Genomic DNA, 23182 nt, shown 5'->3' with positions numbered 1-23182 from the left:
CCACATCATTACTTATAGATATTCATATTGCCTTACCCGTTAAGGTAGCAAGTTCATATGAATTGCTTTCTGCCAATATTTCGACATTCTATTTTTTAGTCTCACTCATCTTCTTTGTGAGATTTTTTCGGTGTTATTTTGCAAGCGACGACTCTTCGGCGCTGTTTAATGACGTGTCCTTTTTCTTATTCTAATAATAGTCGTGCTGCCATGTCTACCTCTCCTAATGTGCAAAATGATTTGCCTTTACAGTCTCAGACGGATAATCCTTCACCGTTTCAGCTGCCCTCTTCGCGCTTTACGTTTTGGCTGGTACTATGTGCCATGATTCTATTGGCGACCAATATGCGCTCGCCGATTGTGGCACTAGGTTCTATAGCACCGGTGGTTCAAGGAGCGCTCAATATCTCCGAAACCCAAATTGGCTGGCTTGGCGCGGTGCCGATGCTGACTTTTGCACTTGGGGCTTTTATTTCGCCAGCGATTGGTAAGCGGTTTGGGCTTGAAAACACTTTAATTGCGATGATTAGCCTCCTAACAATAGGTATGATTATTCGCAGCCTTATTCCCACTTGGATTGGTTTTTTAGGGGGCACATTACTGCTGACGTTGGCAATTGGTTTTGCCAATACCCTTGCTGCGCCTGTTATCAAACAACGTACACCCAATCATATTCCTTTAGTTACTGGATTATTCAGTCTCACTATGACCGTATCGGCAGGGATTGTCGCGGGCGTGGTCTTGCCATTATCTGAGCAAGTAGGCTGGCAATGGGCGCTTGGTGGTTGGTCAATTTTGGGCGTCTTTGCCTTAATAATATGGGTGCTGCTACGACTGCGTTTGGGTTCTTCAAACCATCAGCCCGTAGTACCGCTTGCTGAAGGCGTTCAAGCCCCATCGCCCATCTCTATGTGGCGCACACCCTTTGCTTGGCAAATTGCCATATTCATGGGTTTACAATCGCTGATTTTTTATACAGCTGCCAGTTTTTTACCGTCGATTTGGCTCAGTAAAGGCTTGTCAGCAGTAAGTGCGGGACAAATGAACTCGGTATTCCAGTTTATGGCGCCTGTGGCAATTTTAAGCTTAACGTGGCTGGTCAATCGTGGACGACCTATTCAGGCACTGGCGGTACTTGCAGCGGTTTTAAATGTGATTGGTATCTTAGGTGTCAGCTATTTATCTGCTGATTTGGCGTGGTTGTGGTCGGCGCTGATGGGCATTGGTTGTTCAGCGATTTTTACCTTAAGTATGATGCTGTTTTCGATGCGTACTTATACCGCCAATCAATCAAGTGAGCTGTCGGGTATGGCGCAAGCGGTCGGTTATTTGATTGCATTTTTTGGTCCATTGGGGACTGGTTGGTTACATGAAGCAACGGATAGCTGGGATTTACCCTTACTTATTATGCTGATATTGATGGTGGTCAACGTAGGATTTGCGTGGCTGGTCAGCCGTCCGGTGATGGTCGATGGGAAGAAGATTTAGTTTTTATCATTAATCGATTAACTTTTGCACCATATTGCTGTTTATCTGATTCTGCTAGACTGGCTCTATTGCCTATAGGACAGCAGAATTATGATAAACCGACCTTTCCGCTTACCGCAGCGCTTGCTCACGGTTGTAGCATTGACGATAGCAATCGCAATCAGTGGTTGCCAAAAAACGCCTGATGCTAATGAAGCTCAGACAGATACTGGCACTCAAAACAGCAATAAAAATACCAGTCAAACCTCCGATACCCAACTGTCTCAAACCACATCTACAACTAACCTTGCTGAACAACAAGCGCCTTTGACCATATTGGCATTAGGTGACTCGTTAACAGAAGGGCTTGGGGTGGATAATAATGCCAACTACCCCGCCCAGCTACAAACACGCTTGCAGGAACTGGGTTATAAAGACATTAAAGTAATTAATTCAGGATTGAGTGGCGAGACCAGTACGGGCTTGGTCAATCGATTAGATTGGGTATTACAGACCAAACCTGATGTTACTATTTTGACCATTGGTGCCAATGATGCTATTCGTGGTATTGATGTCGCGACGGTTGAAGCCAATATTCGTACTGCCGTAAAGCGCTTACAGGACAATGATAGCGTGGTCATCCTAGGTGGTATGCAGATCTATGATAACCTTGGCTCTGATTATGTAAAATCTTTTGCAGCGATATATCCAAGAGTGGCGAAAGACCTGAACGTGACGCTTATTCCGTTCTTTTTAGACGGTGTTGGCGGCGACCCTAAGCTTAATCAAGCCGATGCCATTCATCCGACCAAAGAAGGTTATACGCTGATCGTTAATAACAATATCTTGCCGATATTACAGCCTGAGCTTAAAAAAATAAATCCGTCGAATGTGACCAATATGCCTACTGAGACAGCACAATGACATCAGCATTACCTACCTCGCAAGCAGCGCTGCTCACTGCCACTAAGCTAAATAAAACCGTACACGTTGGTGACCAGTCTTTATCTATTATTAAAGACGTCAACATTCATGTTAATGCTGGCGAGTTTGTGGTGATCATGGGTAAATCTGGCTCTGGCAAATCCACCTTGTTGGGTTTATTAGCGGCATTAGATTATCCTAATAGCGGCGACGTTGAGTTGGCAGGTCAAACCTTAAGCCGATTAAATGAAGATGCCTTGGCGGTTATTCGTCAGCGCGATATGGGTTTTGTCTTTCAGTCTTTTCATCTGCTACCAACGTTAACCGTTGCTGAAAATATCGCTTTTCCATTGGACATCGCCCGTCGTCCAGATGCGGCGCGTGTCGATGAGTTGATTGAGGCGGTTGATTTGGGTCATAGGCGTCATAGCTTGCCAAACCAATTATCCGGTGGCGAGCAGCAGCGTACAGCAGTTGCACGCGCATTGGTATCACACCCAAAGATTGTATTTGCTGATGAGCCTACCGGTAACTTAGATGAACAAAATGCCAATCAAGTGATGCAGCTATTACTGGATTTGCGTCAGAAAACTGGCTCAGCGTTGGTGGTGGTCACCCATGATTCAGCACTAGCTGACATGGCAGATCGCGTTATCACCATGCATGATGGGCGGATTGTATCGTAATGGATAATAAGAATATAGAAGACACCTCATCGACTGATAATACCGATAGCATGGCTAAAGAGTCAGACGCTAATGGCGGTATCGTACGCCAGCTATTGACGACTACCCTTGGTTTACAAAAACTAGGCTTACAAGGATTGGGCGCGCAAGCACTCAGCCGCAGCTGGTGGCAGCGCTGGATATATCCAGTATTATTTTTACTGACTTTGACGCTGTCACTTGCGACCTACCTCACACTTGACTCTATCCAGCAGTCAGTTGACACCTATATCAATGACAATCAGCGTGCTTTGGTCGGTGGCGATTTAATCTTAAACAGTAAGCAAGATTGGCCAAGCGAAGTATTAACGCAGATTGATACCATTGCCGACACACAAACGGTTTTTGACTATCAGTTTAGTGCGATGGTCGTCACTGATGAGCAGACTTTGCTTGCCAGCATAAAAGCAGTTTCCCAATCCTACCCATTATATGGTGACGTCGAGCTGGCATCAGGACAGCCCTTATGGCAGCAGCTCGCAGCCAATAATGTAGTGGTTGCCCCCGAAGTACTCAAAAGCTTAAACGCTGATATTGGTGACCAAATCACTATTGGTGATGCGCAATTTACCATTAGTGATGTGCTGACAAAAGAGCCTGATCGTCCGCTGAGCGCCTTTGGCTTTGGTGGGCGTATCTTGATGCCACAGCAGGCGTTAGATGCGACCAATCTATTGGGACAGCGTAGCCGTATCAATTACCGTATTGAGCTGGCAGGTAATGCAGAGTTGATGGCGACCCAGCGTGATAAACTGACGCAAATACTGACCAACTATCCTGATATCGAGCTTTCTGATGCAGAATCTGCGGATACCTCGGTGTCGCGTATCTCTGATAATGTATTGATGTTTTTGAAGCTTTTGGTCATTGCCGTATTGTTATTGTCCGCAGTGGCTATGTATGGCGTCATCACAGCATTTGTGACCAAGCAGCAGTCGAGCAATGCGATACGTTTGGCACTGGGTGAGCCGCTTAGCTCCCTTAAACGCAGCTACTATCAACTCCTTATTATTACCGCCATCATCGCTTGTATCGCAGCGATTTTAGTCAGCTTTGGCTTACTCAAAGTCGGCCAGCCTTATCTTGTGGCTATCTTACCAGCTGACGTCAGCTTGGCTATTAACCCTATCAGCGCCATTAAAACCACCGTCATAGCCTTGGTGCTCACGCTACTCATCGCCCAACGCGGCTTGAGCACATTGAATACCACCAAACCTGCTACCTTGCTCAATCAAGGTGCAAGCTCAGCTGTGCAACATCTGCCTTGGTATAAACGCTTGCCGTTACTTTGGTATGGGTTAATGCTGGCTGGTCTATATGTGTTTTTTGTTTATGAAGTAGGCGGATGGTTATTTGGCGCGCAGTTATTAATCGGTTTAATTGGCTTTGTGAGCATATTTTGGCTATTGGCACGCGGTTGGCTGTGGTTACTAGCACGTATTGCAAGTAACGCTAAAATCGGCTGGATGCAGCGTATTGCTATTCATAACCTTGCGCGTAAAGGTAACCAATCAGCGCTGTTCTTTGTCACATTATCACTATCGGTCGCTGTGCTGACTCTCATTACAACACTTAATCACAGTATCAACGCCCAGTTTATTAACGCTTATCCTGAAGATGCGCCCAATCTGTTTTTGTTAGACATTCAGAGCGATCAGCATGCTGAGATTGATAGCATTATTGGCGCACCAGTGAGCTACTACCCAGTCATCCGTGCTCGAGTAGTGACTGCCAATAATATACCGGTGCAGGATATCGAGCCTGCTGATGGCTTTGATGACCCTGCACGTGTCTTTAATCTCAGCTATGCAGATACAGTAATGGACACTGAATTCATTACGGATGCTGTAGCAGACAATCAGCTGTATGCACCCATTAACACTGAAAATAAAGACACAGCGTCAACCGTTGCGCCCTTATCTATTTTGGATACTGCTGCCAGCTTGCTGAATGTCGGTATGGGTGATGAAGTGCGTTTTAATATCCAAGGGATTGAAATCGTCGGGCAGATTACCAGTATCCGCTCACGTTATGAGCAAGGTCCCAGTCCTTATTTCTACTTCTTGTTTGAGCCAGCTGTTCTCTCTGCTGCCCCGCAGATTCAATTTGCCACCGCTCATGTAAACGCTGATGATATTCCAGACTTGCAAGGAAAAATGGTACGACAATTCCCTGCAGTGACGACGATAGACGGGACAGCTATCGCTCAGCAAATCCAAGAGTTGGTGGTGCAAATGAGCCGTTTGGTCTACGTCTTTACGCTACTCGCCTTACTGACTGGTGTTATGGTACTGATTAGCTCGTTATTATCTACTTCACAAGACCGTCTGCAAGAAAGCGCCTCATTTAGGCTGCTAGGGATGCAAAAACGCGACTTGTATATGCTAAACATACTAGAGCTTGGAGTGTTGGGTATTAGTGCGGCGACCTTTGCCGTTGTCATCTCAAGCGTTGGCGCATGGGCTGCCCTCACCCAATGGTTTAATCTACGCTTTAGCGTGCCGTGGGCAAGCCTGAGTATCGGTAGTATGGCGTTAGTCTTATTGCTTTTTGCCATCGCCATTATTTATGTAAGATTGGTGATTGGACGCGGAATTATGGCTAGGGTAAGGGCGATGATTTAATATCATCTTATTGTGCGATTCCAACTCGTTTAGAACTGACGATTTGCTATACTAACGCCCATATTATCAGTAGGGGTATGCATTTCTATACCCCATTAATAACCCTCTATAATACGCGGTAACCTTATGAAATTCTCAAAATTCGGTCAAAAATTTACCCAGCCCACTGGTATCTCGCAATTGATGGATGATTTGGGCGATGCGCTAAAAAGCGATCAGCCAGTCAACATGCTGGGCGGTGGTAATCCTGCCAAAATTGATGCCGTTAATGAGTTGTTTTTGGAGACGTATAAAACGCTTGGCACTGACAACGATACAGGTGAGGCCAATAGTAGCGCGATTATTAGCATGGCAAATTACTCCAATCCGCAAGGTGATGCCGCCTTTATCGATGCATTAGTCGGCTTCTTTAACCGTCATTATGATTGGAACCTCACCTCAGAAAACATCGCCCTGACCAATGGCTCACAGAATGCATTTTTCTATCTGTTTAATTTATTTGGCGGCGCTTTCGTTGATGAAAACAGCCAAGATAAAGAAAGCCAGTCTGTAGATAAATCGATTCTTCTGCCATTGACCCCTGAGTATATCGGCTATAGCGACGTGCATGTCGAAGGACAGCATTTCGCAGCGGTATTGCCACATATTGATGAAGTGACTCATGATGGTGAGGAAGGCTTCTTTAAATATCGTGTCGATTTTGACGCGTTAGAGAACTTGCCAGCGCTGATCGAGGGCCGTATCGGCGCGATTTGTTGCTCGCGCCCGACCAACCCGACTGGCAACGTGCTGACCGATGACGAAATGGCGCATTTGGCCGAGATTGCCAAACGTTATGACATACCGCTGATTATCGATAACGCCTACGGTATGCCCTTCCCTAATATCATCTATTCAGACGCGCATTTGACATGGGATGACAATACGATTCTGTGCTTTAGCCTGTCTAAAATTGGCCTGCCCGGTATGCGTACGGGTATTATCGTTGCCGATGCGAAAGTGATTGAGGCTGTCAGCGCAATGAATGCAGTAGTGAATCTAGCTCCGACACGCTTTGGTGCAGCGATTGCCACGCCATTAGTGGAAAATGACCGTATCAAGCAGTTAGCCGATAATGAGATTAAACCGTTTTATCAAAAGCAGGCCACCCTTGCTGTGAAGCTATTAAAAGAAGCATTGGGCGATTACCCATTGATGATTCATAAGCCTGAAGGCGCGATTTTCTTATGGTTGTGGTTTAAAGACTTGCCGATTAGTACCCTTGAGCTGTACGAGCGCCTCAAAGAAAAAGGCACACTTATTGTACCAAGTGAGTACTTCTTCCCCGGTGTCGATGTCAGCGATTATCAGCATGCGCACGAGTGCATTCGTATGAGTATCGCGGCTGATGAGCAAACACTTACTGACGGTATTCGAGTAATTGGTGAAGTGGTACGCGAGCTGTATGATGAAGCTAAAAATAACAAAGCATCATAACTTCAATGATAAAAATAGTTAAATAGTAAAAAAACGGACTTATGAATAGTCCGTTTTTTTCTGTCTTTTGATCATAGGTTTGACTGTACTGATTGACTGAAAAATCTTCGTCCACATGGTAAGTCCATAAAGCACATACGACAGCATACAAGTATTGATAATATCATGGATACTTGCCATCAGCTCTGCGCTTTCTATCCCTGCGAGACCTAGCTCAGTAATGGTCTGACGGTTATCCAAATACTCGCCTAATAAAGCAATACAGGTCACCATAATTAAAGCGATAAACGCTCTGATACTGTATTTTTTGAAAATTGGACGCAGCAAAATAACGCTTAATAGATAAACACTGATGCCCACATAGATATGTAGAGCATCTTTTTCTAATCCTGTGGCACTCACGACGCCGTTTTTAAAGAGATAAAAGTCCACTATTTATTCCACATATAAGAGAGTAGGAAGTCATTAAGCTTAAAATAAGAATAAAAAAGAGTTTGCGACCATGCAAACTCTTTTGCGCGAGAGCAAAGCAGTACTGTGCTCCTTCCTCGCTCAGATTGTGCCTTTGCCAACCTGACTGCGCAACCAAATATGTCATACTTATTTTTAAATATCCCAGTCTACAAAATTCTTTAATAACTGCAAACCTGCGGTATGGCTTTTTTCTGGATGGAACTGGGTAGCAAATAAATTATCTTGCAAGATACTGGCACAAAACGGCTGACCATAATCACAAATAGCAGCCACTTGCGAGCTATCTGCAGGCTCACAGTAATAGCTATGTACAAAATAAAAGTGCGCCTTGTCTTCGATACCACTCCATAATGGATGAGTAAAATCCATACCACTAATAGTATTCCAGCCCATATGCGGTACTTTTATTTGTACCCCTTTTTCATCTTTCCATGCCGGATCAAAAGCGGGTACTGTGCCATCTAAGATACTCAGACAGGGCGTGCCACCATTTTCAGCAGACTGCTCAAACAACGCCTGCATGCCAACACAGATAGCCATAACAGGCTTATTAAATATCGCCTGACGTATGACCTCGTCAATACCTGCCGCATGCATGCCAGCGATACAATCACGCATAGCACCGACGCCCGGGAAGAAAATCTTATCTGCTGCCGCCACGACTTTTGGGTCATTGGTGATAGAAACTTCTGCCCCGACCGCTGACAATGCTTTGCTGGCTGAGTGCAAATTACCCATACCATAATCTAATAGTGCAATTTTTGTGGCACGACTCATCTAAAACGCCTCTTTGGTCGATGGCAAGGTATTTAGCGCACGTTCATCGTATTCACACGCCATACGCAGGGCACGAGCAAAGGCTTTAAAGGTAGATTCGATTTGATGATGGCTATTTTTGCCTTTTAGATTGTCTAAATGCACGGTCATCCACGAATGATTCACAAAACCGTAGAAAAATTCGCTAAATAAATCGACATCAAAAGTACCCACATGCGAGCGCGTAAAGGGAATATCCATATGTAAACCTGGACGACCGGATAAATCAACCACTGCTCGCGTCAATGCTTCGTCTAGTGGCGCATAAAAATGCCCATAACGACGGATGCCTTTTTTATCACCTAATGCTTTGTTAAATGCTTGACCAAGCGTAATGCCTGTATCTTCAACACTGTGGTGATCATCAATAAAGGTATCGCCCGTACATTTGATGTCTAAGTCAAACAAACCATGACGCTTGATTTGGTCAATCATATGATCCAAAAACGGGACGCCAGTGTCCACAGTGCCTTGCCCTATACCATCAAGATTGACCGTACAGGTCACTTGGGTCTCAGCAGTAATACGCTCAACAGTCACGATACGTTCAGGGCGACCATGTAAATTTAGTTTTTGCGTAGGATCTTGCTCAGCTGTATTGGGTATCTTGGCTGTCGTCATTAAATTGGCGGTCATGGCTACTCTCTATAAATGAAAAGCTGTCAATAAAATAGGGCGAAAAACGCCCAATATATTCTTACTAGTGTCTAAAATAGATAATAAAACAATCAGGCTAAAAATAAGTTCAAAGCTTATTCAAAAAGCCTGTTCAACAAGCCAAAATATGAGGCTTGATGCACACAGAACCTTGTCTATCTTCATCATAGCAAACCCTACCATTTACTGCCATGACCAAGCAGTAAACCATGCACAAAATTCTCGTATTCTGCTAAAATAATAGCTTCAGTTTTATCAATCGTCACCTTTGCTGATTCTATTATGCCTTGCTGTATTAAATTATAGGAATTAAACATGCCTTTAGAAGCCATTGCCATCAATAGTTTGGATGCGCCACTCATCAAAAAGCCTACTCGTGAAAACGAATTAGCCGAGCGCTTAGAGGCGCTCTATGACACCGATGATAGCCAGCCTGATGGTGCTGACGTATTGGCTATTATTGAGCAAGGTTTTAAACGTGGTCAAACGCTGTATGTCGGTATGTTTAATGACAAGCCTATCGCCGCAGTTGGCTGCTTTGATGATGGGCAAACCGATGCCAAACGCTTGCAGTATCTCACCGTACATCTGCAAAATCGCGGTCGTGCTATCGATGCTAAGTTTATCAAACTGGTCTATGATGCTGAAGTCAAAAAAGGCGTGCGTGCATTTGTTCCGGTTGATGCCGAGATTCATCGTATTATGACTGAATACGAGCTACTACGCGTCAAGGATTAATTTTAGCCTAAATAGGCTTATTTCGATGACTCGTTCATTATTTTTGCCCTTTTATTACATATAATGCAAAAACCTCTTGACAGTAAGCGCTATATTTAGTTTAATAGCGCCTCAACGAAGACGGCTCGATAGCTCAGTCGGTAGAGCAACGGATTGAAAATCCGTGTGTCGGCAGTTCGAACCTGCCTCGAGCCACCATTCGTTTAAAGTATTCTAAAAAGCCTCAAACATCACTGTTTGAGGCTTTTTTTATGCCTGCAATCATGACTCACTTCTATTAATACTCACTTTCACCGATCTATAACATATCTATGCTACATTTAAATCGTGTAGTCTCTTTATACTAAGGCATCTATGGATAGCCGATAGGTAAGATAATGAGAGAATTTGATTATGACTTGGATTATAAAAATTTAGATTTGCGCGCGCAGCCTGAGCTATACCGTATCGGTCGTGGCGAGCAAGGCGTATTATTGGTAGAGCCTTATAAGTCTGAGATACTGCCGCACTGGCGTTTTGCCACCCCTGAGATTGCGCTTGAGAGTAGCGATACTATTTATCAGATGTTTTTAGATTATCTGGCAGCCAATGATTTTGTCGGCGCTGATATGGCACGCAAATTTATTCAAATGGGTTTTACCCGTGCCCGCCGCTATGCCAATCATAAAGGTGGCAAAAAATATAAAGGGGCTGTCCCTGATGATAAAAAAGGTCAAAGCGGCGCGCATGGTCGCGAAGAGTTACCACGACAAATTGAAGACCCTATCAAAGCAGAGTCGGCACGTATCTTTAAAGAAAAATGGGATTTATGCCGTGAAAATAAAGATTATTTAGCGATGAAAGCTGAACACCGTGAGCGCTATAAAGATATTGAATAGGATAGCAACATTAAGGCTTACTGTTTTCTTATGCTATGGTAATCACCACCGAACAAGTATGAATAAAAAATGCAGCACTTTTAACAGGTAGAAATAATGGATAAGCAACTTTTAATTTTTGATTTTGATGGTACCCTTATTGATAGCGTGCCAGATTTGGCAGATGCGACCAATGCGATGCTGAATACCCTTGGCAAAACGCCCTATCCTCTCAATAGCATTCGTAACTGGGTCGGTAATGGCTCAAGAATGCTTGTTGAGCGCGCTTTGGTAGGTAAGATAGAGGTGTTAGAGGGTGAATTAGCCAAAGAAGCCGTCGACCATGCTGAGCAAGTGTTTTTTGATGCTTATAAAAATATCAGTGGCAGCAAAACTGTCGCTTACCCCGATGTTGATAGTGGGCTCAGAAAGCTACAAGCAGCAGGATATAAGCTGGCATTGGTCACCAATAAGCCGATTCGTTTTGTGCCAAAAATACTGCAAGCCTTTGGCTGGCAAGACATCTTTAACGAAGTGCTTGGCGGTGATAGCTTGTCTAGCAAAAAACCAGACCCCGCGCCGTTATTACATGTCTGTGAGACGTTGAATGTTACTCCAAAACAAGCGGTCATGATTGGTGATTCAAGAAATGATATCTTAGCGGGACAAAATGCCAATATGGACACGCTCGCATTGTCTTATGGTTATAACTATGGGCAAGATATTCGTGAGCTCAACCCTACCAAAGCCTTTGATGATTTTAGCGCTTTGGTGGACTATTTATTAAAGAGTTAGCCTGCAAATAATTAGACCCCAAAACTATCATTTACTACGATAACTGAGCGCTTCTGATACATGGGCGCTCGTGATATCCGCACTGTCCGCCAAATCAGCAATCGTTCGTGCGACGCGTAGTACCCGATGATAGCCACGAGCAGATAAATTAAGGCGCTGCTGAGCAAGCTGTAATAGCTGCTGCTCGCCTGCACCTAGCTGAATATATTTATCAATCTCACTAGGACTCAGCTCATTGTTGACCTTGTTCTGTCGTATTAATTGGCGATTATGTGCTGCCGATACTCGAGTACGTACTTGCTCAGAGGTTTCTCCCGCTTGAGCGTTTTGCAGATCCACAATCGGTAATGCCGGTACGGTGATATGCAAATCAATACGATCAAGTAGCGGACCTGATAGCTTATCTTGATAGCGCTTAATCTGCTCAGCTCTGCAACGACAACGCCCTGAGCCATCACCATCATAGCCACACGGGCACGGGTTCATCGCTGCCACCAGTTGAAAATTTGCTGGAAAGGTCATCTGTGAGTTGGCACGGCTAATAGTGATTTGTTTTGCCTCTAGTGGTTGGCGCAGTACCTCTAACACCGTACGATCAAACTCGGGTAATTCATCAAGGAATAATACGCCCTTATTGGCAAGGGTAATCTCACCCGGTTTGGGACGTGAACCGCCACCGACCAATGCCACTGCTGATATGGTGTGATGAACTTGTCTAAAAGGTCGTGTGCCATAATCATAATCACTATCGGCAACCGAATATGTACTGGCAACCTCTAGCGCATCTTCTGCACTCAAATCCGGCAAAATAGTTGGCAGGCGTGACGCCATCAAGGTTTTGCCTGAACCCGGTGGTCCTGTAAGTAACAATGAATGACCACCTGCTGCGGCAATCTCTAAGGCACGCCGTGCATGATGCTGTCCTTTTACGTCTGCCAAATCTACTTGATAGCCTATATGCTTCTGGATTTGATTCGGTTCTACTTCGGTTAAGCGTTCATCCAAAAAACTGCTGTCGGTAAGTGACTGCAAGTGATTGCATACAGCCTTTAAATTTGGCGCTGCCAATACGGTTATTCCTTCCACACGGCTAGCTTCTGCCCCATTGATGGTTGGGACAATGAGTTGCCGTGTTGACGACATCATCTTCTCATCACCTTTTAACAGTTGCATCGCCAATACCTCAGCTTTCATTGCTCGTGCAACCGCCAAACTACCGCTTATTTGCCGCAGCTCACCATTGAGCGCCAACTCCCCAATAAACTCAAACCCTGACAATACCGTTGGATCCAACTGATCACTGGCTGCCAAAATACCGATAGCAATCGGTAAATCAAGGCGAGCACCATCCTTTGGTAAATCGGCGGGTGCTAAATTAATCGTCAAACGTCTATTAGGAAACTGAAATCCAGAATTGAGTATCGCTGAGCGCACTCTATCCTTGCTCTCACGTACCGCCGCTTCAGGCAAACCCACAATAGTCAATGCTGGCAGTCCTTGCGACAGATGTACTTCAATGATGACCTCAGGTGCGTGCAGCCCGACGACCGAGCGGGTATAGACTTGAGCAAACGACATAAGCCTTTCCTATAGAGAGATTTATCGATCATAGAGGATTATTAATAAGTGCGCAAATGTTGCGTATTTATTTGCTTGGTTTATTCACTAGCGTAGACGTTTGAAATTGTTATATGATTGAGAAATGCTTTTTGTTTACTTTATTCATCAAATTTCTATAGGTTTTAAGTACATTTTGATGTTTTAACTGACATCACGATTAACCACTGAAAAGCCTGACGATTAATAAACCTAAACAATAAGAAAGCATGAGCAATAAAAGGAATTTATTGATCGTTTAAAGCATGTTGAATGATTTTCTGCTACAGCTTTAAATAATACCAATTAACCATGGATGGGTAAGCTTATGAGCATCAAAATGCTTAATCGGCGTGTGTACACACTTACGCTATTAACGGCGGCAGTCTCGTTGGGATTGTCTGGTTGTTCGGATAGTGACAATCTTAGTAGCAATGGAAATACTAATGACACCTATGCAGTGGATATCCAGCGCACTGAGTTTGGTATCCCGCATATCACCGCTAAAGACTATAAAGGCTTGGGCTACGGTGTAGGTTATGCCTTTGCCGAAGATAATTTTTGTTCGCTAGCGCGTGAAGTTGTCGTTGCTAGAGGTGAGAGCTTGCTTTATTTAGGGGCTCAAGGTAACGAAGGAAGCGACGTTTTTTACACCTGGTATAACACTCCCGCTAGGCGTGCTGAATTTTTAGCAGCGCAAGACCTTGAAACTATCGATGCAGTCACAGGCTATGCTGCAGGCTTTAGCCGTTATCTACGTGATACAGGTGTGGCTAACATTGATCCTGCTTGTGCCAATGCCGAATGGGTACGTGAAATCACGCTAGATGATTTGTTGACGGTTTATGGCAAAGCCAACTTACGTGGTGGACTCTCTAACTTCGTCAGACAAATCGTAGACACAGTTCCTCCAGTGTCAGGTATCGTCATGGGTAGCTCTAGAATGAGTAGCCCTGAACCTATAGCAGATCCGGTTGAAGAATTCGATATGACGACTATCAATGTATTAGATGGCGGTAGTAATGCCTATGCTTTTGGTAGTGAAGTAACAGGTACTGATAGTGGCGTGATGTATGGCAATCCGCATGAACCATGGGAAGGCGTACAGCGTTTTTATGAGTTTCATACCACAATACCAGGTGAGCTTGACGTGATGGGTTCGGCTCAGCAAGGGCAACCTTTTATCAATATCGGCTTTAATAAAAACGTGGCTTGGAGCCATACGGTATCGACTGCTAAGCGCTTTACGCTTTATCAGCTTAGTCTAGTCAAGGGTAATCCTTTTAAATACAACTATGTCAACAGCGCAGGCATGGTTGAACAACGTGACATTGAAACGGTTCCAGTCACTATTAAGATGCCAAACAATCAAACAATGACTCGAAACATATATGTTTCACAATATGGACCAATATTAAACGCTAAACTACTTAATCCTAGTTTACCAGCATGGGGTGATGCTAATAACGTCGTTTATACTATCCGTGACGCGGCTTCTGAAAATCCAAGAGCACTTAATCAGTGGCGTAGTATGAATATGGCCACTAGCGTTGAGGATCTCGTCGATAGAATGCAAAACATTCTAGGCCTAGGGTTTGTCAATACCATTGCTACTGATCGTAACGGTAAAGCGCTTTATGCTGATATTTCAACCGTACCTAATGTCACTAGAGAAAAACTAGCAGCCTGTAGTGCTAACGCTGGAGCTGCTCTTCCTCTGCTGATTGCCTCAGACTTACCTGCACTTAATGGTAGTACTGCTGCCTGTGAATGGGGTAATGATGCTGACTCTCCGCAAGCGGGGATTTTTGGTGGTTCAAACTTACCATTCATAATACGTGATGATTATGCCCTTAATTCTAACGACAGTTATTGGCTCAGTAATGCAACACAACCATTAACTGGATTCTCACCACTACTACAACGTAATTTAGTGTCTTTCGCTGGAGTATCAACTCCTGAAGCCACTCCATTGTCATTGCGGACTCGCATGGCGTTTACGCAAATCTTGGATCGATTAGATAATAAAGATGGTTTAGGTGGTACTACTTTTAACATAAAAAATATGGAAGAAGTTGTCTATGGTAATCGTAGTTATGCGGCTGAACTGGTACTCAATGATGTAATAGCTAATTGTAAGCAACTTCCTATATTACCTCTGACTGGCGGTAGTACTATCGATGCTACTCAAGCATGTAATGTCTTAGCTACTTGGGATCGTCGTAATAATCTTGATAGCAAAGGCGCTCATATCTTTAGAAAATTTTGGACCAACCTTCGTGTTAGTGGACTTACTAATGCAGGATTCAGAACTCCTTTTAACGAAGCCGATCCAGTGAATACACCACGTGATCTAATCATTAATGAGAACACGCGTAGAGCATTAGGTGACTCAATTGCTTACTTTAACAGTAAAAATATCGCGCTTGATGCCCCATTAGGCAGCTTGCAATTCGTTATTGATGCAAGCAAAAACGGTGAGAAAATTCCTATGCATGGTGGCTTTGGTCCTGAAGGCGTCTTCAACGTCGCAAGCTCAAGTCAAAACAGCGATGGCACTTATGGTCCAGTGACCAATGGTCCAACTTATATGCAATCAGTAACGTTTGATAGTAAAGGCCCTGTCGTTGAAGCGCTGTTAGCCTTCTCGCAAGCTGGTGATACGACTCGTCCTTTCCATCGTGATCAGACCCGTCGTTATTCTGCTAAAGACTGGATTCGTCTGCCTTTTAGCGCTGGTGAAATATCTAAGCAAGCCATTGGCAATAAGATTCAATTAAGAGAATAAAATTAGCGTAATATTTGATAGTAATAGAAAAGACTTTAGGACAATCCTAGAGTCTTTTTTTTATCACCTAACTATACAACTTTATAGCTATATGATTAGCGTCGCTGTATAACTAACCTCGCTGTCCATGCCACTATAAGCTGTGATTTGTTATACTAGTCATTACTTATTTCAATCGTTTTTTATTAGCTTTCGTAAGAAATACAGCTATTAGCAAAGCCATAAATGTCTTATTCAAAATAGCGATCGATACAGTCAAACGAGGAATCTCGCATGTCAGAACAACTTGATATCAATAGCACACCTGAACACGCCATCAATGCGAGCGAGCAGCCCACTACAGTGCGTCCTGTTATGCAACCGGACAATCCATATGCCAGTACTCGTGGCAGCATCACCAGCAAACAGCTGCCAGCATTCGATCAAGATATCATTAATAAGTATAATCGTTCGGGACCACGCTATACCTCTTATCCAACTGCTTTAGAGTTTTCATCGATACCAGAAGGGCTTGAGACAAAAATTCTGCAAGCGCGCGAAGTCCATGCGCCGTTATCGCTTTATTTCCATATCCCGTTTTGTCGCCATCTTTGCTATTACTGTGCTTGCAATAAAATCATCACCAAAAAGAATAGCGATACAGGCGATTATTTAGAGTATCTAATTACTGAAATTAAACACAAACGTAGCTTATTAACGCCACCAGAAGACGGTAAAAAACCACTGGTTAAACAGCTACATTTCGGTGGTGGTACACCAACGTTTTTACAAGACAATGAGTTGATACAACTGTGGCAATTTTTGCAGACTCAGTTTGAGTTTTTACCAGAAGATCAAGGTGATTACTCTATCGAAATTGACCCGCGCGAGCTCAGTAGCGAGACATTAAAAGTATTGCGTACTCTTGGTTTTAATCGCGTCAGCTTAGGCGTACAGGATTTAGACGAGACCGTACAAATTGCCGTTAATCGTGTGCATTCAGCAGAGCTTATTGAAAATGTATTAAATGAGGCGCGCGAATTAGGCTTTCATTCTATCAATGTCGATTTGATTTATGGCTTACCACATCAAACGCCTGAAACCTTTGATAAAACCATACGCCGTATTATCGAGATGTCACCAGATCGCTTGTCGGTATTTAATTATGCTCATTTGCCTGAACGCTTTAAGGCGCAGCGTCAAATCAAAGAGGACGATTTACCTACTCCATCTGATAAGCTCACAATGCTCGGTAATACCATCAATACCTTAACTGAAGCCGGTTATCAATATATTGGTATTGACCATTTTGCCAAACCTGATGATGAGCTGGCCATCGCCCAGCGTGAGGGCAAGTTGCATCGTAATTTTCAAGGCTATACCATCATGGGCGATTGTGATTTATTGGGCTTTGGCGTGTCTTCAATCAGTCAAATTGCCAATGCCAACAGCAGTTATATCCTACAAAATCACACCGATTTGCAGGTATATAAAGACACTATCGATGCAGCACGTAATAATCCTACCATCATGCCGGCGGTCAACGTGATTAAAACCTCTATCAAAGATCGCTTACGCGAATACGTGATTATGAATTTACTGTGTCATGATTATATGGACTTTAGAGACATCAATCAGAAATTTGGCATCGATGCTATTACCTACTTTATCAATGAGATTCAACAGCTTGGTGAAATGCAAGAAGACCGCTTGATTGATATGGATGCTGCTGGCATTCGCGTGTTACCAAGAGGTCGCTTATTGGGTCGTAATGTAGCCATGGTATTCGATGAATATCTGGATAAAAAACATAAAGACCGCTTCTCAAAAGTTATTTAAATCATTGGCCTCTAAAATATAAATAATAAAAAAGACCTCGATTGAGGTCTTTTTTTGGTTAGTGATAAATGTAATGTCTTATTATTAGAGACCGTCTTTATGCAGTAGGCATCACAAGATATAATCGATTGGCATCCTCTATGGTTTTTTCTTTATCTAGGTATTTTTGTTCAATCGTGCTTTTTGCATCCACTATCTCTGTATCTGTCATCGCAAAATCATCATCATTGAGCAAACCTAACGAGCCATCTTGGCGTAACCATAATCCTTCAAGCTTATCATGCGGATAATTTAGCGTAGCAAGCACATCGACGACCAAAGTTTTTTTAACAGGCTTGATAGCTAGCTTTTCGAGTAGTTGCCAGCTTACTTCGTTTTCTGCTATCAATTGCTCGAGCGTTTGACCGTCAATAGTCAAACCGAAAGTATGATCTTGTTGGATGATATGTGGATTATCAGCACTGATAATGGTTTCAATATCTGTTGCCTGAGAGATATTTATTTTATAAATGAGTTTTTTTGCCGATTTATCTTGTAATGAAAACTTGCGGTCATGTTCAACGAGATAAAATTCATGTTCATTGATAGCGACTATCCCTGACGCTACATGTTGCGCGGCGTCAAGACGATATAAATATTGCTCTATTTTCCCTGAAACTAAGTTAATAGTGACGATACGAACCAAACTAGAGCCACGACCCGATTTGTCAGGATTGTCCATAGAAGACTCCATGATACCTACAAGCGTAGTCTGATCTGGCGTAATGGTTAATGCTTCCATACCACGATTGGCGCGGCGCTTGGTAAACTCTGCTGGTAATAACACCTGCTTACCGTTAATAATCACATTATTGCGTTCGTCATGCGCAAAAGGATTGATACGGGCAATTTCCACCCCATCCACGTCATAGTGGACGAGATGTGGACCATATTCATCGCTGACCCAAAAACTGCCATCTTTGAGCGCGGCAAGTCCTTCGGGATCTAAGCCATTGATATCGCTTTTAACAGGATTGGTCACTTCATCAAACGGTAAATCTGGATTCACCGTCATCGGTTGACCATTAATATCATAAGGTACTTCATTGGTGCCGCCAAAGGCTTTTGGATTCGGTAGTCCAGAGATAGGATTGCCATTGCTATCTTTAAGCACAATGTCTTTTATCTTGATGATTTTGCCATCAGCTTGTAAATCAAACAAGCCAATAGACGGCGTATAATCGGGCACTAAAAACTGCTTACCTTGACCAGCAATACCATCAAAGTCGGCATTGGGACCTCGATCGGTAAGTACATAGAATTGATTGGCATTGCTTGGATGTGCCGCCGCATCTGAACCATAGCCACCACCGCGTATTTCTAAATTTTTCTCAGGATAGGCAGCATTAGTATGCGTTGCGTCAAGCACGCTATAAGGTAATGGACTGCCTTGCGGAAAATCCACAATTGAGATTACTTCTATATTTAGCTTCTGCTCAGTCATTATCATTTTCCTTATCTCAATATTCTTAGTATTCAAAAACGGTATTTCATAAAAAATGATAGATAAGTTAAAGGCAAAAAAATAACCAGTGCTTAGCATACTCACTGGCTATTTTTATACGTTGTGCTTATAGCATGTGGTCAAAGCACAGCTGCTTAAACCTTAAGCTTATCACCGACCATGCCTTTTACGGTACTTAGAATGTCAGCGGGTAATACCACCATTTTTGAGTTATCAGACTCAGCCAGCTGACGAATCGCTTTAATATACTGCTCGCCAAGTAAGTAGACAATCGGCATCTCTTCAGTACCCATTGCCGCAGTGATTAGACGGATAGACTCCTCTGAGCCTTTCGCCAGTACCACCTGCGCCTCAGCGTCACGGCGTGAGGCTTCTAAACGCCCATCTGCTTCTAAGATAGCCGCTTGCTTTTGACCATCAGCACGGGTTACTGTCGCTCGGCGTAGACGCTCTGCCGCTGCCTGCTCTTCCATTGAAGCCTGCATGGTTTGCGATGGATTAATATCTTGAATCTCTACTGTCTTTAACGTGATACCCCAATCTGCAATATCTTCTGAGATGGCATGCTTGAGCTTCATTTTTATTTCATCACGGCTAGATAAGGCACTATCAAGATCCATCTCACCAATGATTGAACGTAAAGACGTTTGTACCAGATTACGGATACCATACTCATAATCTTCGATGCCATAGACCGCTTTATCAGGGCGAATAATATTAATGTAAGCAACAGCATTAGCGATAATAACGACGTTATCGCGGGTAATCACTTCTTGTGACGGAATATCAAGGACGATGTCTTTGGTCGTGACTTTGTAAGAAACATCATCGACATAAGGGATAATAAGGTTTAGACCTGGCTCTAACGTTTGGCTATATTTCCCTAAGCGCTGTACCACCCATTTATACCCTTGTGGTACGATTCGCACACCTTTAAACACGGTAAAGACTACCAGTGCAACCAAAACCACCATAACAATGCTAAAGCTTTCCATAATTTATCCTTATTATTATACGTGCATATTTTGGTTCACAGCTGCCTTCGATGTCATGCTACTCACAATCAGCTCGTTACCAACGATATCTGTGACCACTACTCGATCACCGACTGCCACTTGCTCGCCTCGAGTACGGCACATCCATTCAGTAGCACCCACAATAGGCACATTAAAACGCACCATGCCCGCTCTATCTGGCTGCGGCTGCGCAATAATCATACCTGTTTCACCAATGATCACACTGCCGCCAAGTCCTGCTTTTGTACGATCAACCGATAAAGGTTTGATAAACTTAAACCATGCCAGCAAAAAGATAGCGGAGAGGAGTAACCAGATAATGATTTGTACGGATACCGAAACAGGCAGAAGCCATGCAAGCGCAGCCACTATGATAGCAGCAGCAGCAAACCAAAGACTGGCAAAGGTTGGCACAAACATCTCGACAATCAGCAGCGAAAAGCCTAATACCAGCCAATGCCAAGGCTCAATCATCCAAAGAATCTCCATCATTGCTTTATTCCCTATCTTTGTTATCCTAGCTTTCAATGTAGCACATTTCCTCCTCCAAGGACGTTTTAAAAGCGCTATAAAAACAATGTCTTAATCCTATCAACTTTCTTAGTATTAAAGCACATCCATATTTGCCTTAAACTAAGACTAGTTATATTGTGCTTAAAAAAAGCAAAAAAAAACGACCGCCGAAGCGATCGTTTTTTATTTTGGGCGTTCTTATTAATACTTTAATATAAAGAGATTAAGTATCAAGAAATTAGAACTTTAGCTGTGCACCAACAGTCATAAGATCTGCGTCACTACCTAGCTTGTCATATTCAGCTTCAACACTGAAGTTAGGGTTTACTGAGTAGCCAAGACCTACACCACCCGCTAAGCTAGTATCTTTGTTTGAACCATTGTAAAAACCTGCTGGAGAAGTACCAGTCGCTTCTATTTCAGTTCTTGCAACACCTAGCTTACCTTTAGCATATAGACCGGTATTTGGGAAAGCATAACGGTAGGTACCATAAGCGCCGTAAGTTTTTGCGTCGATGTCACCGCCTCTGTAATCTGCGTCATCTGAGCCTACAAATTCAGCTTCCATACCAAAGTTAGGATCGAAATTGTAGCCTGCATATACGCCATATGCGGTTGGATCATCAGCGCCATCAACGTCTAAATCAAATTGACCGACTTTAGCACCAACGTATGGTTGACCAGTGTAGCCGTTGCCATAAGAAACGGCAGCTTGTGCACCCATGCTTAGTAATGAACCGGCTGCTAATGCAATTAGAGTTTTCTGTAGAGTTTTCATGTGTATCTCCTTAAAATCACTGTGGACAAACAAGTTATTTATTTATGTGGACTTTTTAGTCATATCGCCTTGTTTGCTAACGATGTATACATAGTAACAAACCATGTCAGAAACTCTGTCAGTGTTTAATGGTAAGAAAGTTAAGTTTTGCAAGTGTTTATCAGTGTTCAAGTTACAAAGGCCGATATATGAAATCTTTTGTTACAACCACTCAGTTTGTGCAATAATCCCTACTTATTCTTGAGACGATTTACTCAGAAACTCATTTTAATAAGTAAAAACGATCAAATAAAAGTGATTAAATAAAAAAAGGGACATCAATGACTGCTCTTATTATCAATCGTCTGCAAGAGTCGCTTAATGCGCTAAAAGCAGCGAATCAATACCGTCAGATACCTAACTTACAACACCATGAACAATATGTGATTAGCGAAGGCAAGCGATTACTCAATATCGCTAGCAACGATTATCTTGGCTTGGGCAGTAATAAGCAACTCCAGAGCGATTTCCTTAATCAACTCAATCAATTTCCAGTCGATAGTATGCCTAGGATGAGTGCCACCTCCTCTAGGCTCTTGACAGGTAACGATGAACATCTGCAAGCATTGGAGTCTGAACTACAAGAATGGTATCAAAACGCCGTAGACAAGAAAAACCTATCCTCATCAAAATCGGTACTGGTATTCAACAGCGGCTACCATGCCAATATAGGTATTTTGCCTGCACTGACGACATTGCCAATCAAAACGCTCATTTTGGCAGATAAACTGGTGCACGCTAGTATTATCGACGGCATACGCCTAAGCCAAAGTAAGCTGGTTAGCTATCGTCGTTACCGTCACAACGACTATGAGCATTTAGCCAAATTTATTGAGCAAGCAGATTCAAGTGTTGAGCGCATTATTATTGTCACCGAAAGCATCTTTAGTATGGATGGTGACCGCGCTGACTTGGCGCAATTGGTACAACTAAAAGCAAAAGATGCTCGTATTGAGCTGTATATCGATGAAGCCCATGCTATCGGTATCTTAGGTGATTCAGGTTTAGGATTGGCAGAAGAAACCCAAACACTGGCTGATATTGATTATCTGGTGGGGACTTTTGGTAAAGCGTTTGCCTCTATTGGCGCTTATATCATGTGTGATGATGTCGTCAAACACTGGCTAATTAATCAGATGCGCCCCCTCATTTTTAGCACCGCATTGCCACCCATTAACCACGCATGGACACGTTTTATTTTAGCAAAAATGCCAAGCTTAACGGAGCAGCGCCTTCATTTGGCACGGTTATCCGTCACGCTTAGTGAGGCTATTCCCGAACGATATCGCGTGTCGTTAATTCATCAAGATGCAGGCTATGCCTCTCCTATCGTGCCTTATATACTAGGCGATAATGCGCTCACTGTCGAAAAAGCAAAGCAGCTACAAGTAGCAGGATTTTATGCCTTACCTGTCAGACCGCCTACCGTTCCTGCCAATACTGCTCGTATTCGCTTAGTGATGAATGCAGCGCTTAGCCATGAGGAGTGTCAGCGGCTGATAGCGCATTTATAATACGATTATTTTTTAGTAACTACTTTCTTTTAGCGTTAAGCGAATTATTTGGATGCAACAAAC

At 43.3% G+C, this 23182-nt stretch carries 20 protein-coding genes and 1 tRNA gene; 12 read left to right on the top strand and 9 right to left on the bottom strand.

The genetic code is table 11. The features are described from left to right. Nucleotides 1-168: 168 nt before the first annotated feature. The 5 genes from OEG80_RS12910 to OEG80_RS12890 all read left to right on the top strand — a co-directional run bounded on the left by OEG80_RS12910 (nt 169) and on the right by OEG80_RS12890 (nt 7216). Complete coding sequence (locus tag OEG80_RS12910) at nt 169-1488, top strand: MFS transporter (protein ID WP_442792438.1); 1320 nt, start codon at nt 169-171, stop codon at nt 1486-1488. Nucleotides 1489-1578: 90 nt separating this feature from the next. Continuing rightward, a complete protein-coding gene (locus OEG80_RS12905; protein WP_263241181.1) occupies nt 1579-2391 on the top strand; it encodes an arylesterase in 813 nt (270 codons plus the stop codon). Then, a complete protein-coding gene (locus OEG80_RS12900) occupies nt 2388-3077 on the top strand; it encodes an ABC transporter ATP-binding protein (RefSeq protein ID WP_263241179.1) in 690 nt (229 codons plus the stop codon). Before OEG80_RS12905 ends, OEG80_RS12900 begins: the two co-directional genes overlap by 4 nt. Beyond that, nucleotides 3077-5740 carry an ABC transporter permease gene (locus OEG80_RS12895; RefSeq protein WP_263241178.1) on the top strand — a complete coding sequence of 888 codons (2664 nt, stop codon included), beginning with the start codon at nt 3077-3079 and terminating at the stop codon, nt 5738-5740. The genes OEG80_RS12900 and OEG80_RS12895 overlap by 1 nt, the downstream gene beginning before the upstream one ends. Nucleotides 5741-5866: 126 nt before the next feature. Further along, nucleotides 5867-7216, top strand: a complete 1350-nt coding sequence (locus OEG80_RS12890) for a valine--pyruvate transaminase (protein WP_263241176.1) — start codon at nt 5867-5869, stop codon at nt 7214-7216. Between the two features lie 39 nt (nt 7217-7255). Here OEG80_RS12890 and OEG80_RS12885 read toward each other — a convergent pair whose 3' ends face one another. The 4 genes from OEG80_RS12885 to OEG80_RS12870 all read right to left on the bottom strand — a co-directional run bounded on the left by OEG80_RS12885 (nt 7256) and on the right by OEG80_RS12870 (nt 9480). Next, nucleotides 7256-7648: a hypothetical protein gene (locus tag OEG80_RS12885; protein ID WP_011514739.1), complete on the bottom strand. Its 393-nt coding sequence runs from the start codon at nt 7646-7648 to the stop codon at nt 7256-7258. 174 nt (nt 7649-7822) lie between these two features. Beyond that, the gene (hisH, locus tag OEG80_RS12880) at nt 7823-8467 is read right to left on the bottom strand and encodes an imidazole glycerol phosphate synthase subunit HisH (RefSeq protein WP_201551607.1); all 645 of its coding nucleotides are present in this window, start codon (nt 8465-8467) and stop codon (nt 7823-7825) included. Beyond that, entirely contained in the window at nt 8468-9142 is a 675-nt protein-coding gene (gene hisB / locus OEG80_RS12875; RefSeq protein ID WP_263241173.1) for an imidazoleglycerol-phosphate dehydratase HisB, read from the bottom strand. Between the two features lie 197 nt (nt 9143-9339). After that, nucleotides 9340-9480 (bottom strand): hypothetical protein, encoded by a 141-nt coding sequence (locus OEG80_RS12870; protein WP_263241172.1) that lies wholly within the window; start codon nt 9478-9480, stop codon nt 9340-9342. Here OEG80_RS12870 and OEG80_RS12865 point away from each other — a divergent pair. From OEG80_RS12865 to OEG80_RS12850, 4 genes are all read left to right on the top strand, one after another. Further along, entirely contained in the window at nt 9479-9901 is a 423-nt protein-coding gene (locus tag OEG80_RS12865) for a hypothetical protein (protein ID WP_263241171.1), read from the top strand. The two genes, OEG80_RS12870 and OEG80_RS12865, sit on opposite strands and share 2 nt — an antisense overlap. A 122-nt stretch (nt 9902-10023) precedes the next feature. After that, nucleotides 10024-10099: transfer RNA gene (locus OEG80_RS12860), tRNA-Phe, on the top strand. 179 nt (nt 10100-10278) lie between these two features. Beyond that, nucleotides 10279-10779: a DUF4385 domain-containing protein gene (locus tag OEG80_RS12855; RefSeq protein WP_263241170.1), complete on the top strand. Its 501-nt coding sequence runs from the start codon at nt 10279-10281 to the stop codon at nt 10777-10779. A gap of 96 nt (nt 10780-10875) precedes the next feature. Then, nucleotides 10876-11553 carry a phosphoglycolate phosphatase gene (locus OEG80_RS12850; protein WP_263241169.1) on the top strand — a complete coding sequence of 226 codons (678 nt, stop codon included), beginning with the start codon at nt 10876-10878 and terminating at the stop codon, nt 11551-11553. Nucleotides 11554-11580: 27 nt separating this feature from the next. On the opposite strand, the gene OEG80_RS12845 is transcribed toward OEG80_RS12850, so the two are convergent. Continuing rightward, nucleotides 11581-13131 (bottom strand): YifB family Mg chelatase-like AAA ATPase, encoded by a 1551-nt coding sequence (locus OEG80_RS12845; RefSeq protein WP_263241167.1) that lies wholly within the window; start codon nt 13129-13131, stop codon nt 11581-11583. A gap of 346 nt (nt 13132-13477) precedes the next feature. Between OEG80_RS12845 and OEG80_RS12840 the strand changes: the two genes are divergently transcribed. Both OEG80_RS12840 and hemN read left to right on the top strand, forming a co-directional pair. Then, complete coding sequence (locus OEG80_RS12840; protein ID WP_263241165.1) at nt 13478-15937, top strand: penicillin acylase family protein; 2460 nt, start codon at nt 13478-13480, stop codon at nt 15935-15937. A 354-nt stretch (nt 15938-16291) separates the two neighbouring features. Beyond that, on the top strand, nt 16292-17755 hold the full coding sequence (gene hemN / locus OEG80_RS12835; RefSeq protein ID WP_442792470.1) for an oxygen-independent coproporphyrinogen III oxidase: 1464 nt from the start codon (nt 16292-16294) through the stop codon (nt 17753-17755). Between the two features lie 97 nt (nt 17756-17852). Here hemN and OEG80_RS12830 read toward each other — a convergent pair whose 3' ends face one another. From OEG80_RS12830 to OEG80_RS12815, 4 genes are all read right to left on the bottom strand, one after another. Further along, entirely contained in the window at nt 17853-19238 is a 1386-nt protein-coding gene (locus tag OEG80_RS12830; protein WP_263241162.1) for an esterase-like activity of phytase family protein, read from the bottom strand. 155 nt (nt 19239-19393) lie between these two features. Further along, a complete protein-coding gene (locus OEG80_RS12825) occupies nt 19394-20254 on the bottom strand; it encodes an SPFH domain-containing protein (RefSeq protein ID WP_011514749.1) in 861 nt (286 codons plus the stop codon). 15 nt (nt 20255-20269) lie between these two features. Continuing rightward, on the bottom strand, nt 20270-20767 hold the full coding sequence (locus OEG80_RS12820) for an NfeD family protein (RefSeq protein ID WP_263241161.1): 498 nt from the start codon (nt 20765-20767) through the stop codon (nt 20270-20272). Nucleotides 20768-21026: 259 nt separating this feature from the next. Then, entirely contained in the window at nt 21027-21566 is a 540-nt protein-coding gene (locus OEG80_RS12815) for a porin family protein (protein ID WP_011514751.1), read from the bottom strand. A 320-nt stretch (nt 21567-21886) separates the two neighbouring features. Here OEG80_RS12815 and OEG80_RS12810 point away from each other — a divergent pair, with 320 nt between their 5' ends. After that, nucleotides 21887-23119 (top strand): 8-amino-7-oxononanoate synthase, encoded by a 1233-nt coding sequence (locus OEG80_RS12810; RefSeq protein WP_263241160.1) that lies wholly within the window; start codon nt 21887-21889, stop codon nt 23117-23119. The last annotated feature ends 63 nt before the right edge of the window (nt 23120-23182 follow it).

It is taken from the genome of Psychrobacter sp. SC65A.3, from assembly GCF_025642195.1.
Lineage (GTDB): Bacteria > Pseudomonadota > Gammaproteobacteria > Pseudomonadales > Moraxellaceae > Psychrobacter > Psychrobacter cryohalolentis.
The sequence above is the reverse complement of the archived record's forward strand: the minus strand, read 5'-3'. Positions and strand labels throughout refer to the sequence as shown.